The organism is Halomicrobium sp. HArcht3-1 (assembly GCF_058933345.1).
This window is the reverse complement of the sequence record NZ_JBZYDM010000004.1, coordinates 98,741-110,862: the sequence shown is the minus strand read 5'-3', so window position 1 is coordinate 110,862 and position 12,122 is coordinate 98,741. Positions and strand designations below refer to the sequence as shown.

Annotated in this window: 12 protein-coding genes; 11 read left to right on the top strand and 1 reads right to left on the bottom strand. The window is 63.6% G+C overall.

Annotated features, from left to right (window positions below):
- The first annotated feature begins 121 nt into the window (after positions 1–121).
- Positions 122–2,215: a flippase activity-associated protein Agl23 gene (locus AC5FRW_RS08080; protein ID WP_493567929.1), complete on the top strand. Its 2,094-nt coding sequence runs from the start codon at positions 122–124 to the stop codon at positions 2,213–2,215.
- 59 nt (positions 2,216–2,274) lie between these two features.
- Complete coding sequence (locus AC5FRW_RS08075) at positions 2,275–3,432, top strand: 5-(carboxyamino)imidazole ribonucleotide synthase (RefSeq protein WP_493567928.1); 1,158 nt, start codon at positions 2,275–2,277, stop codon at positions 3,430–3,432.
- On the opposite strand, the gene AC5FRW_RS08070 is transcribed toward AC5FRW_RS08075, so the two are convergent.
- The gene (locus tag AC5FRW_RS08070; RefSeq protein WP_493567927.1) at positions 3,420–5,243 is read right to left on the bottom strand and encodes a PAS domain-containing protein; all 1,824 of its coding nucleotides are present in this window, start codon (positions 5,241–5,243) and stop codon (positions 3,420–3,422) included. The genes AC5FRW_RS08075 and AC5FRW_RS08070 overlap by 13 nt on opposite strands.
- 123 nt (positions 5,244–5,366) lie before the next feature.
- Here AC5FRW_RS08070 and purE point away from each other — a divergent pair, with 123 nt between their 5' ends.
- From purE to nuoK, 9 genes are all read left to right on the top strand, one after another.
- Positions 5,367–6,017, top strand: coding sequence for a 5-(carboxyamino)imidazole ribonucleotide mutase (gene purE, locus AC5FRW_RS08065; protein WP_493567926.1), 651 nt, complete (start codon positions 5,367–5,369; stop codon positions 6,015–6,017).
- 122 nt (positions 6,018–6,139) lie between these two features.
- Positions 6,140–6,556: an NADH-quinone oxidoreductase subunit A gene (locus AC5FRW_RS08060; RefSeq protein WP_493567925.1), complete on the top strand. Its 417-nt coding sequence runs from the start codon at positions 6,140–6,142 to the stop codon at positions 6,554–6,556.
- Complete coding sequence (locus AC5FRW_RS08055; RefSeq protein ID WP_493567924.1) at positions 6,549–7,238, top strand: NADH-quinone oxidoreductase subunit B; 690 nt, start codon at positions 6,549–6,551, stop codon at positions 7,236–7,238. Before AC5FRW_RS08060 ends, AC5FRW_RS08055 begins: the two co-directional genes overlap by 8 nt.
- A 79-nt stretch (positions 7,239–7,317) precedes the next feature.
- On the top strand, positions 7,318–9,000 hold the full coding sequence (locus AC5FRW_RS08050) for an NADH-quinone oxidoreductase subunit D (protein ID WP_493567923.1): 1,683 nt from the start codon (positions 7,318–7,320) through the stop codon (positions 8,998–9,000).
- A complete protein-coding gene (locus tag AC5FRW_RS08045; RefSeq protein ID WP_493567922.1) occupies positions 9,000–10,076 on the top strand; it encodes a complex I subunit 1/NuoH family protein in 1,077 nt (358 codons plus the stop codon). The genes AC5FRW_RS08050 and AC5FRW_RS08045 overlap by 1 nt, the downstream gene beginning before the upstream one ends.
- A gap of 34 nt (positions 10,077–10,110) precedes the next feature.
- The gene (locus AC5FRW_RS08040) at positions 10,111–10,572 is read left to right on the top strand and encodes a NuoI/complex I 23 kDa subunit family protein (RefSeq protein WP_493567921.1); all 462 of its coding nucleotides are present in this window, start codon (positions 10,111–10,113) and stop codon (positions 10,570–10,572) included.
- Between the two features lie 587 nt (positions 10,573–11,159).
- Complete coding sequence (locus tag AC5FRW_RS08035) at positions 11,160–11,429, top strand: NADH-quinone oxidoreductase subunit J (protein ID WP_493567920.1); 270 nt, start codon at positions 11,160–11,162, stop codon at positions 11,427–11,429.
- The gene (locus tag AC5FRW_RS08030) at positions 11,426–11,821 is read left to right on the top strand and encodes a proton-conducting membrane transporter (protein ID WP_493567919.1); all 396 of its coding nucleotides are present in this window, start codon (positions 11,426–11,428) and stop codon (positions 11,819–11,821) included. The genes AC5FRW_RS08035 and AC5FRW_RS08030 overlap by 4 nt, the downstream gene beginning before the upstream one ends.
- Positions 11,818–12,120 carry an NADH-quinone oxidoreductase subunit NuoK gene (gene nuoK / locus AC5FRW_RS08025; protein ID WP_493567918.1) on the top strand — a complete coding sequence of 101 codons (303 nt, stop codon included), beginning with the start codon at positions 11,818–11,820 and terminating at the stop codon, positions 12,118–12,120. The genes AC5FRW_RS08030 and nuoK overlap by 4 nt, the downstream gene beginning before the upstream one ends.
- Positions 12,121–12,122 lie beyond the last annotated feature (2 nt).

Genomic DNA, 12,122 nt, shown 5'->3' with positions numbered 1-12,122 from the left:
TCGGAGAGGCGGGTGGGATAGCTAAAAGAAGTACCGCTTGTCCCACGATGGGGCGCTCTCGGAGGGGCGGTCCGTCGACGAACCAGAAGGATTCTATGCCGTCCTCGTTTCAGTGGCCGATATGGATTCGTCGGACCGTCCGCCGGCGTTCGAAGGAGCTGCCGACGACGGCGGGACGGATGGCGGTGTCGACGATGGGGAGTCAGGCCCCGCTGCTGGCCGTGACAGTGTGTCACTGCTTGCGCGTGCAGTCGAATCACGGATGGCATCGGTCGCTGGACTGGTCGTCGCCGTCACGCTCGTCGGTCTCGCCTTGCGACTGTTCTTGCTCGGCGACCGGATCTCCCACTGGGACGAGGGGCGTGTCGGATACTGGATCCTCTACTACGCCGAGACCGGCAACTTCGCGTATCGTCGGATCATCCACGGTCCGTTCATCCAGCACGTCAATCGCTGGCTGTTCCCGATCATCGGTGCGAACGACTTCACGATGCGTCTGCCGGTCGCCCTGATCAGCGCGACGTTGCCACTCGGGTCGCTGCTGTTCCGCGAGCATCTCCGAAAGGCAGAGACCGTCGCACTCGCGCTCTTTCTCGCGGTCAACCCCGTCGTCCTCTACTACTCGCGGTTCATGCGCAGCGACCTGCTGGTCGCGACGTTCATGTTCGTCGCGCTGGGGATGCTGGTCCGATTCTACGACACCCGAAAGTGGCGGTACGTCTACGCCGCCGCGGCGCTGATGGCCTGTGGGTTCGCTTCCAAAGAGAACGCGATTCTCTACGTTCTGACGTGGCTCGGAGCGGTGGGGCTGCTCGCCGATCAGGCGCTGTATCGCCCACGTGAGGAGGCCAGTGGCTACCATCTGCTGGCGACGAAGGTGCGGGCGACTGTCTCCTCGGCACGTTCGACGCTGTCGCGACCGGCGGCCAACGGGGGCCGGTCCGACGGTGGCATCGATGACGGCCCGTTCGACCTTCTTCCGTCCGATCTGTCGGCCAAGCGTGCCGTCGCGACGCTCGGTTCCTACGGCGGGCACCTCCTCGGGGTCGCCGTCGTCTTTCTCGGCCTGAGCCTGTTCTTCTACGCCCCGCGGGGTGCAGGCGAGGCGGGGCTGCGACACCCCCCGATGACGACCGAGCAGGTGATGTTCTGGCAGGCGGTCGCCGACCCGACACAGTTGCCGGCGCTGGTCGGGGACACGTGGAACCACGTTAGCGTCGAGTACGGTCGGTGGTTCGGTCAGGCAGGCGAGAGCGGCGACGAATCGATCGTGTCGGTGTTCGCCGAGTTCCTCGGCCGGTACGTCCGTGTCATGGGGACCAAGGCCGCACCGCTGTCGCTGCTCGCCGTCGTGGGGTTCGTCTACGAACGCTACGGCCGCGAGCGCTCGCGCAACCTCGTCATGTTCTCGGCGTACTGTGGCTTCGTCTCGGTGATCGGCTACCCGCTTGGAACGGACATCTTCGGGGCGTGGATCGTCGTCCACGCGCTCGTCCCGCTCACGATTCCGGCCGCCGTCGGTCTGGGTGTCCTGTTCCAGTGGGGCCACACCGCGTTCGCCGCCGCCGACGAGATCGGCGTCGCCGCGGCCGGGGTCGTCCTCCTGTTGCTCGGCGGGCAGATGGCGTTCGTCACCGCCGGCTCGGTCTACCAGCACCCTCAGTCCGGCGACAACTATCTCGTCCAGTACGCTCAGCCAAGCGACGACCCGCGCGCGGAGTTCGAAGCGATCCGCGCGGTCGCCGGGGGCGAGCGCGGGTCTGGAACCGATGTCATGCTGTACTACGGCGAGCAGGGCGACCGGTACGCCGACGGTGACGCCCTCGTCGAGAAAGATCCCGCTGGCTGGAACAACTCCTACTACAGCTACGAACCGCTGTGTAGCAAGTGGTTCAACATCCTTCCGCTCCCGTGGTACTTCGCCAGCACCGACGCGAGCGTCGACTGTGCCCGCGAACCCGGGACACTCGAAGACGCAGTGACGGCGACCCCGCCGGCGGTCGTCATCACCGCCACGGGCGATTCGACGGTGCCCGAGACCGTCCTCGAAGACCAGTACACGCGTGGGACCTACAGCATGCGAACGAGTGGCACGAACATGGTGTTCTGGGTCCACGAGCGCGTCGAGATCGACCGCGAGGCCGATCCGAGTGACACGGACGCGGGCGCGATCTCGCGAACGTTCGACCGACGCGCGGTCGGCAGACACGGCTAACGCCCGCTCGCCCGGTTCGTGAAGTAACGCTTATGCAGGTCGGTCGGAACCCCTCGCACATGACCATCTCTACACCGGGTGTGACGCTGGGCGTGGTCGGTGGCGGACAGCTGGGACGGATGCTGGCCGAGGCCGCCCCACCGCTTGGCGTCGATCTCGTCGTGACCGACCCGACCGATCGCTGTCCGGCCGCACCGGTCGCCAGTGACGCGCTCGTCGGTGACTTCGACGAGGAATCGACGATCCGTGCCGTCGCCGAGCAGTCGGACTTTCTCACCTTCGAGATCGAACTGACCGACCCCGACGTGCTCGAACGGGTCGCCGAGGAGACCGGGACGCCGGTCCACCCACAGCCCGACACGCTCCGACTCATTCAGGACAAACTCGTCCAGAAAGAACGACTCGGCGAGGCCGGCGTTCCGGTGCCGGCCTTCCGGCAGGTCGACGACGAAGCGGACCTGCGGGCCGCCGGCGACGAACTGGGCTACCCGCTGATGCTCAAGGCCCGCGAGGGGGGCTACGACGGTCGCGGGAACGTCCCGGTCGACTCGCCCGACGACGTGCACGCGGCGCTCGATGCGATCGAAGGACCGGCGATGGCCGAGGAGATGATCGACTTCGAGCGGGAACTGGCCGTGATGGGCTGTCTGGGCGACGGTGAGCGCGATACGTTCCCCGTCACCGAGACGATCCACCGCGAAGAGATCCTCCGTGAGAGCGTCTCACCCGCCCGTGCCGACCCCGACGTGTGCGGGCGCGCGCGAGATGTCGCACTGGATGTCCTCGACGCGATGGACGGCCGTGGCGTGTACGGCATCGAACTGTTCGAGACCACGGACGGCGACATATTGCTCAACGAGATCGCACCCCGGCCGCACAACTCCGGGCACTGGACGATCGAGGGCTGTCACACTTCGCAGTTCGAACAGCACGTCCGCGCGGTCACTGGTCGGCCACTCGGGACGACAGACCGGCGCGCGCCGACGGTCTCGGCCAACATCCTCGGTGACGTCGCGGAGCGCCAGCCCGCGACGCTCTCCGGCGAGGACACGATCTTCGAGACGCCACGGGCACATCTCCACTGGTACGGGAAACAGGACGTGTACCGCCTCAGAAAGATGGGCCACGTCACGCTCGTCGGTGACGGGGAATCGACGGCCGATCTGCTCGCCGACGTTCGGGACTTGCGGGATGGACTGACGTTTCAGACGGACTGAGACGGTTCGACCGCCGCGTCGACGCGAATCTCGAATCTCGTGCCACCCTTTTCGGGCGTCTCGTACGTGATCGTGCCACCGGAGCGACTGACGATCCACCGGACCAGACAGAGCCCGATCCCCGAGCCATGGTAGAGTGGTCGCTCCGGTTGAGCGCGCGTGATCACGTTCGCCTCGTTCGCTGGGAGACCGCTCCCGTCGTCTTCGACGGTGACCGCGATCTCGCCGCCAGACTCGCTGACGGTCACGCTGACGGTCGGGCTATCGTTGTGCCGACAGGAGTTCTCGACGAGTTCGGTGACGGCCTGTCCGAACTGTGGGATCGCACTTGCGACGGGCGTCCCGTCGACCTGCAACGTCACGTCGGCGCCCGGATACTCGGTCCGCAACTGTTCGACCGCCTGACCGAACTCCCTCGCACAGTCGACCTGTGTCGTTTCGTCGTAGTCGAGCAGAATCTGCGTGATCTCGAAGGTCTTCTCGGAGAGTTCGATCAGGGCATCGGCGGCCTGTTCGGCCCGGACGAGATTCGTCTCGAGTTCGGCCCTGACTTCGGGGTCGTCGACCGACTGGATCACGGACTCACGCAGGTACTCCGTCTCGCCCGTGACCACGGTCATCTTGTTGCGGACGTTGTGTCTGAGCGCTCGACTGAGGACTGCGATCTGTTCTTCGCGTTCGATCCGGTCGGTGATCTCGCGGCCGATCCCACAGACCAGCCCTTCGCCGTAGGGGCCGGTGACGAGGTTCGCACTGAACTGATACGGGATCTTCTCGCCGTGTTTCGTCACGACCGGGATTTCGATCTCGCCACTCCCTGTTTCGACCACTGCCGCGAACGCCTCGGCGAGACGCTCCGTCTCGCTCTCCGGGACGAACATCGACGTGTCCGTCCCCCGTATCTCGTCGTCGGTGTAGCCCGTGACTCTGTTGAGCGCCCCGTTCCACTGTTGCAGACGGCCGTCGGTGCCGTAGATGTACACGATGTCGTCGATGGCGTCGAGCACTCGCTCCGTGTGTCCGCGATACTGCTCGACCGCTCGCTGGTGTCGACGACGTTCGCTAATGTTTCGACCGAGACAGACGAACCCGTGTTCACCGCCCGGGAAGTGAAAGCGAGTGCCGACGAACTCGTATGGCGTCGTTGTCGCCCCCTCGCTCCCGAACCCGGTCTCGGCACGGGCCACACCTTGGTCGCGTAACTGGTCGACGAATCCCACGAGCGCGGCAGTGTCGTCCGCCGCATCGAGCGTCGTGAGTGCCGTCTTCTGTAGCTGTTCCCGCTCACATTGTGTCACACGCTCGAATCTCTCGTTCCACCGCGCGAGTCGTCCTTCGGTATCGAGGACGAAGAACAGGTCGTTCAACGCGTCGATGACTTCCGAGATTCCTGCGACCTGATTCTCGATCCGGCGGCGGTCCTGCCGCGACTCGGTCACGTCCTGTAGAACCACCAGTACGTACTCCCCTGACGTGCTCACATCCGTGGGTGAGACGGTGCCCTCGATCCACTGCTGGCCCTCGCGCCCGTCGACAGCAGTCGCGAACTTCTGTGTCTCCCCTGACCGGGTGACGGAGTCGACCGCGTCCAGCAGTCGCGTCCCGAGACCGTCGCTGAAGGCCGTCTCGACGTGCGCGCTTTTTCGGTCCTCGACTATCGCCAGCGGACTCGGTGGCTCTGCGAGGACCTCGACGACCCGGCCGTCGTCGTCGACGATACACACGAACCCGGACAGGGCCGAAGACACTTGCTCCAGCGCGTCTTCCGCCGTGAACGCTGCCGAATCCGGGCGTTCGTCAGAGTAGCCCATTGTCCCTATTATACTGTTCAGATAGTTATAAAATCGTCCCTACTGGTAAGGGTACCCGAGCGCCCCCTTCCGACCCGGTGTGGATCGCCCACACTTACGTCCCGGCGACTCGGACAGTCGCCTATGACCGAGGCAGAGAGCGTGCAGTCACTGATCGACCAGCTTCACGAGGAAGCCGCGATGGATCGCCCCAACGAGGCGACGCCCGACGTGGGCATCGTCATGGGATCGGACTCCGATCTGGCGACGATGGCCGGTGGCAAGGGGAAACGACCCGGAGCCTACGCCGCGTTCGTCGACGAACTGGGCTTCGCTGAACAGACTGACTTCACCGACGCACCCGACGCACAGTTCACCTTCGAGACGTTCGTCGTCTCGGCCCATCGCACGCCCGAACTGATGTACGCCTACGCCGAGACCGCCGAGGACCGCGGTCTCGACGTGATCATCGCGGGTGCGGGCGGCAAGAGCGCCGACCTGCCGAACATGACCGCTTCGATCGCCTATCCGCTGCCCGTCATCGGCGTTCCCGTCCAGGAGAAGTCCGTCGACTCCGTCATCGGCATGCCACAGGGCGCGCCCCTGACTGCCGTCGACGCCGGCAAGTCCTTCAACGCCGCCCTGAGCGCAGCACAGATCCTCTCGCGCAAACACCCAACACTCCGCGACCGGCTTCAGGACTACCACGACGGCCTGCAAACGGCGGTCGGCGAGGCTTCTCGCGACCTGCACGAACTGGGGACGCCGGGGTTCAAAGACGAGTACTGGGAGTAGACGCGTCGGCACAGACGACCGGCGAATAGTTCCGACTCCCTAGCAGGTAGATCGGTAGAAATCACAAGAATCAACCCTTATATGCCAGCGGTCGAAAGTCACGAACGATAGGAGATTCCGGAATGAGTAATCCATGGATCGCGATCGGCGCGCTCGCGCTCGTCGGCATCGTCATCCCGCTCAGCATGATGGCGGTTTCGATGCTGTTGCGGCCGAGTGTGCCCGAGCAAGGCAAACGCGCCACCTACGAGAGCGGTGAGATCCCGACCGGCAGCAGCCAGAAGATTCGCTTCAACATCCAGTACTACATGGTCGCGCTGCTGTTCGTCGTCTTCGACATCGAGACTGTCCTCATCTTCCCGTGGACGGTCATCTATCGGGACGCGGTCGACCTGGTGGGTCTCGGCCCAGCGCTGTACCCCATGCTTCTGTTCCTCGGGGTCCTCGTCGCGGGTCTCGCGTGGGCGTGGCGCAACGGCGCAGTACAGTGGGTCAAAAGCCCGCGTGCCAGTCGGCAACTGAGTACAAACAATGAGTAGTGACCAACCAATCCCCGGCGACGCACAGTCTACACAGGAAGCCCGGCTTGGAAGCGGCGCTGACGACCGCTTCAATTCGAAGCTCCGGGAGGCCTTCGGCTCGACGCCCTTCATCCTCACCAAGTTCGACAAGTTCATGAACTGGGTGCGCGGGTCGTCGATGTTCATGTTGCAGTTCGGGATCGCCTGCTGCAGCATCGAGATGATCCACACCTACGCGATCAAGCACGACCTCGACCGCTTCGGTGCAGGTGTGCCTCGTGCCTCGCCTCGACAGGCAGACGTGATCATCGTTCCCGGGACGATCGTCTCGAAGTTCGCCCCGCGGATGAAGCGCGTCTACGACCAGATGCCCGAGCCGAAGTTCGTCGTCTCGATGGGATCGTGTACCATCTCCGGTGGCCCGTTCCAGGAAGGCTACAACGTCATCAAGGGCGCAGAAGAGGTCATCCCGGTCGACATCCACGTCCCGGGCTGTCCGCCCCGCCCCGAGGCGCTGATCTACGGCGTCGCCAAGCTACAGGAACGGATCGCCAACGGCGAGTCCTCGCCGGTGACGGTCAAACCGTACGAACTCGAACAGTTCGGAGACCTCGAACAGGACGAACTCGTCGACAAACTCGCCAGCGAGATCGACGAAGAAGACCTCGTGATGCGCTACAACTGGGCTGATTCGCCATGAGTTCCGATAGACGATCCCGCTCGCGTTCGCTCGCGTGCTGCGACTATCGACCTCACGCTCGACATCGGAGGTGTCTCGCATGAGTTTAGAGGAACCCGAACCGTCCACACAGCTCGACGTGGGCGTCTCCGAGGACGGCCTGAACTACGACCAGATCGAAGCGTTGCTGGGCGATTCGGTCATCGGTCGCGAGAGCCACGTCAACGCCGAGGGGTTCGTCATCCGACCCGACGACGTGCAGGCGGTCCTCTCGACGCTCAAGACCGAGGCAGGCTTCGACTTCTGTACCTGCGTCACGGCGCAGGAGTATCAGGATCGTTACGAATCGATCTACCACCTGCGAAAGTACGACGACCCGACACAGGAAGTCAGCGTCGTCGTCCCCTCGCCGCGTGACGATCCACACAATCAGACCGCACAGCCCGTCTACGAGACGGCTGCCTGGCACGAGCGAGAAGCCTACGACCTCGTCGGGATCGACTACGAGGAACACCCGGACCTGCGCCGGATCCTCCTTCCGGAGACCTGGCAGGGCCACCCGCTCTCACTGGACTACAACCAAGAACAGCCACAGATCGTCACGCTGCGAGAGCACGCGAACCCGCTGCAGGACGACATGCAGAGTCCCGACGACCCGGACACGATGTTCGTCAACATCGGGCCTCACCACCCGGCGACCCACGGCGTGCTCCACGTCAAGACGACGCTGGACGGCGAGCAGATCGCCGACATCGAACCGGACATCGGCTACTTGCACCGCTGTGAGGAGCAGATGTGCCAGCAGGGGACCTACCGTCACCAGATCATGCCCTACCCTGACCGGTGGGACTACGTCTCGGCCGGTATCCTCAACGAGTGGGCCTACGCACGTGCGGCCGAGGACCTCGCGGACATCGAGGTCCCCGAGTACGCACAGATCATCCGGACGATGTCTGCCGAACTGTGCCGCATCGCCTCCCACGCACTCGCGATGGGGACGTTCGCACTGGACGTGTTCGGTGACTTCACCGCCGTCTTCCAGTATGCCTTCCGCGACCGCGAGGTCGTTCAGAGCATCCTCGAAGACCTCACCGGCCAGCGTCTGATGTTCAATTACCTGCGTCTCGGTGGCGTGGCGTGGGACCTGCCCGAGCCACGCGAAGAGTTCTTCGAGAAGGTCCGGGACATGCTCGACGATCTCCCGGAGAAACTCGAAGAGTATCACGACCTCGTGACGGGCAACGAGATCTTCCAGATGCGGTGTGTCGACACCGGCGTCCTCACGCCCGAGAAGGCCAAGGAGTTCGGCTGTACCGGTCCCGTCGCACGTGGATCCGGCGTCGACTACGACCTGCGGCGTGACGACCCCTACGGCTACTACGACGAACTCGACTGGAATGTCGTCACCGAGGATGGTTGTGACAACTTCTCGCGCGTGCTCGTGCGACTCCGAGAGATCGAGGAGTCCGCGCGCATCATCGAGCAGTGTATCGACCTGCTCGAAGAGTGGCCCGAAGACGACCGCGAGATTCAGGCCAACGTCCCCCGGACGCTGCGCCCGGACCCGGACCGTGAGATCTACCGTGCGGTCGAAGGTGCAAAGGGTGAACTCGGTATCTACATCCGCTCCGATGGCACCGACAAGCCCGCACGCTTCAAGATCCGCAGTCCGTGCTTCAGTAATCTCCACTCGCTCGCGACGATGTCCGAAGGCGAGTACGTGCCCGACATGATCGCGTCGCTTGGCAGCCTCGACATCGTGCTCGGGGAGGTCGACCGGTAATGCAGTCACAGACACCGCTGCCGGACTTTATCGCTGGCCTGCTCGACGCCATTCCGGGCGTCAGCGCCGACAGTCAGTTGACGTTCATCGTCGCGGCGATCCTGGCCGGTGCGATCGTCGGATCGCTCATGTTGACCCAGACGGCACTGGTCATCTGGGCCAAGCGTAAGGTCACGGCCGCTTTCACCGACCGGATCGCGATCAACCGCGTCGGTCCGGCCGGGTTGCTGATCATTCCGGCCGACGCGGTGCGACTCCTCTCGAAGGAACTGATCGTTCCCGAGGGTGTCGACCGTCCGGCGTGGGACCTCGCACCGCTCGTGCTCGCCGCGTCGGCCCTGTTTGGCTTCGCCGTGATCCCGATGGGATCGCTGCTTGGTATCAACTTCCAGGTGGCCGACCCCGAGACCGGGCTGGCGTACGTCTTCGCGACGGCGTCGATGGCCTCGATCGGACTCGTGATGGCCGGCTACGCGTCGAACAACAAGTATTCGTTCCTCGGGGGGCTGCGCGCGGTCGCGCAGAACCTCGCGTACGAGATCCCGCTCGTCCTGACGGGCATGTCCGTCGTGCTGTTCGCGGGCACGCTCCAGATGAGCGAGATCGTCGCTGCCCAGTCCCAGACGCTGATCAATCTCGGCGGACTGGCGATCCCCTCGTGGTACGCGTTCGTGAACCCCTTCGCCTTCGTCCTGTTCCTGATCGCGAACCTCGCGGAGGTCGGGCGGAACCCCTTCGACATCCCGGAAGCGCCGACCGAGATCGTCGCCGGGTACCAGACCGAGTACTCCTCGGTCTACTTCGTCCTGATGTACTTGGGAGAGTTCATCCACATCTTCCTCGGTGGGGCGATCATCGCAACGATCTTCCTCGGTGGTCCGGCCGGGCCGGTCCTGCCGGGACTGATCTGGTTCCTCATCAAGATCTGGGGTGTCTTCCTGTTCACGCAGTGGGCCCGCTCTGCGGTGCCCCGTGTCAGGATCGACCAGCTAATCGAGATCGGCTGGAAGGGTATGCTCGTGCTGTCCTTCGCGAACCTGCTCCTGACGGCCGTGATCGTCGGGGTGATCGTCTAATGGTGACGAACGCGACTATCGGAGGTGACCTGTCATGATCGGAATCCTGAAATCGATGGCAACGACGATGAAGCACGCACTGGACGGGGAGACGTTTACGGTCGAGTACCCCGACACTGCCCCCGAAGTGAGCCCGCGCTTCCGCGGTGTCCACAAGTTCAGCCAGGAACGCTGTATCTGGTGTCGGCAGTGTGAGAACGTCTGTCCGAACAACACGATCCAGATCGTGACGGACGACAAGCGAAACGGCGAACAGTACAACCTCCACATCGGTCAGTGTATCTACTGCCGACTTTGTGAGGAGGTCTGTCCGGTCGACGCCATCCTGCTGACCCAGAACTTCGAGTTCACGGCCGACACCAAAGACGAGTTCGCCTACAACAAAGAGCAGCTAAAGAACGTCCCGTGGTACAAGGACATCGACCCGCTGGAATCCCGAGAACCCGACCGCGGTGCGTGGATCGGCGAAGGCGACGGCGAAGTCGACTATCAATAAGCATCCGGCGACTGCGTCGCCGGTTCGCGGAACCGAACGGAGTGAGGTTCCGTTTTTTCGCCACCGGGAGAGCAAGCTCTCCCGAGCCCACACTCGCTTCGCTCGCGTGGACCACGTTTTTCGAGGAGTGGTTCGCGACCAGCGGGAGCGAACCCGACGCTGAAAAAGGTGGCGTCGGATTGGCGAAGGCGAGGGCGAAGTCGACTATCAATAATTTGAGCGAGCATCCGCGGCGCACTGCGCCGCGGTTCACCGAACGCGAGCGGAGCGAGCGTTCGGCTTTTTCACCCATGTTTTCGCCCGAGCGGTTCGGGAGCGGAGCGACCGAACCCGACGGGGAAAAAGATGGGAGGGCGACGGCGAAGTCGACTATCAGTAAGCCACCGAACGCTCTTTTCGGAACTCTTTGCGACGGCGAGCCGACGAATCTTTCCGACCAAACGTCACTTCTCGTGATCGTTCACTGCCGCCGGACTGGTACCGGTGATTGTTGCCACCACCATGGTGGAAAGACCACCAATCAGGGCCGCCGTGACGAGACGAAAGAGGAATCTTCAAAAGCGCGCCGGCAAGAGAGTCAAACAATGATGGGACTGTACGAGACAATAGCGTTCGTGCTGTTCGCAGCTGTAACGATTGCGAGCAGCTGGGGCGTCGTGCTCGTCCGCGACGTCTGGCACTCGGCGCTGTTACTGGGCGTGGCGCTAATCAGCGTCGCGGTCCACTACGTCATGCTTCAGGCCGAGTTCGTCGCCGCGATGCAGATCCTCGTCTACGTGGGCGGGGTCCTGATCCTGATAACATTCGCGGTGATGCTCACGCGCAAAGACGAGAGCGTCGTCGAGGTGAGCACATGAGTCGCCCCGAACTCAAGACCGATACGTCGCTGTGGCCGGGCGTGGCCGCGGTCGCACTGTTTGCCGTCTTCGCCGTTGCCTTCCTCGGCGCGGACCTTCCCGATCCAGCGGGCTTCGGGGCGGATGCGGCGATCATGAAGAGTATCGGTGCAGCGATGTTCGGTTTGGAAGCCAGCGCGCTCGTCGGTGATGGCGCGTCGGCCGTCGCCGCCGAATCGTTCCTCGTCGTCTTCGAGATTATCGACCTCGTGTTGGTCGGTGCGCTGATCGGCGCGATCATGCTCGCCCGTCGCGAGGAAAGCGGTGAAACCGTCACCGTCACGTCGACGACCGATACCGAGTCGCCCGCAGTCGCTGCCGATGGCGGCCAGTCTGGAGGTGACGACGAATGATCCCGACGGAGTACTACCTCTTGCTTTCGGCCGCAGTCTTCTGTATCGGGGTCTTCGGCGTGCTCACCCGACGTAACGCGCTGATCTTCCTGATGTCCGTCGAGTTGATCCTCAACGCCGCGAACATCAACCTCGTGGCCTTTTCCCTGCAGTACGGGAACCTCTCGGGGCAGGTGTTCACGCTGTTTACCATGGCCCTCGCCGCAGCAGAGGTCGCCGTCGGCCTGGGGATCGTCCTCGTACTGTACCGTAACTTCTCGGACGTGGACGTCACTGAAGCGACGACAATGAGGTGGTAATT

Coding starts and splice junctions, on each gene's coding strand:
- AC5FRW_RS08055 (WP_493567924.1), top strand. CDS start 6,549: ATGAGTAGTGACCAACCAATCCCCGGCGACGCACAGTCTACACAGGAA.
- AC5FRW_RS08070 (WP_493567927.1), bottom strand. CDS start 5,243: ATGGGCTACTCTGACGAACGCCCGGATTCGGCAGCGTTCACGGCGGAA.
- AC5FRW_RS08030 (WP_493567919.1), top strand. CDS start 11,426: ATGAGTCGCCCCGAACTCAAGACCGATACGTCGCTGTGGCCGGGCGTG.
- nuoK (WP_493567918.1), top strand. CDS start 11,818: ATGATCCCGACGGAGTACTACCTCTTGCTTTCGGCCGCAGTCTTCTGT.
- AC5FRW_RS08050 (WP_493567923.1), top strand. CDS start 7,318: ATGAGTTTAGAGGAACCCGAACCGTCCACACAGCTCGACGTGGGCGTC.
- AC5FRW_RS08075 (WP_493567928.1), top strand. CDS start 2,275: ATGACCATCTCTACACCGGGTGTGACGCTGGGCGTGGTCGGTGGCGGA.
- AC5FRW_RS08060 (WP_493567925.1), top strand. CDS start 6,140: ATGAGTAATCCATGGATCGCGATCGGCGCGCTCGCGCTCGTCGGCATC.
- purE (WP_493567926.1), top strand. CDS start 5,367: ATGACCGAGGCAGAGAGCGTGCAGTCACTGATCGACCAGCTTCACGAG.
- AC5FRW_RS08045 (WP_493567922.1), top strand. CDS start 9,000: ATGCAGTCACAGACACCGCTGCCGGACTTTATCGCTGGCCTGCTCGAC.
- AC5FRW_RS08080 (WP_493567929.1), top strand. CDS start 122: ATGGATTCGTCGGACCGTCCGCCGGCGTTCGAAGGAGCTGCCGACGAC.
- AC5FRW_RS08035 (WP_493567920.1), top strand. CDS start 11,160: ATGGGACTGTACGAGACAATAGCGTTCGTGCTGTTCGCAGCTGTAACG.
- AC5FRW_RS08040 (WP_493567921.1), top strand. CDS start 10,111: ATGATCGGAATCCTGAAATCGATGGCAACGACGATGAAGCACGCACTG.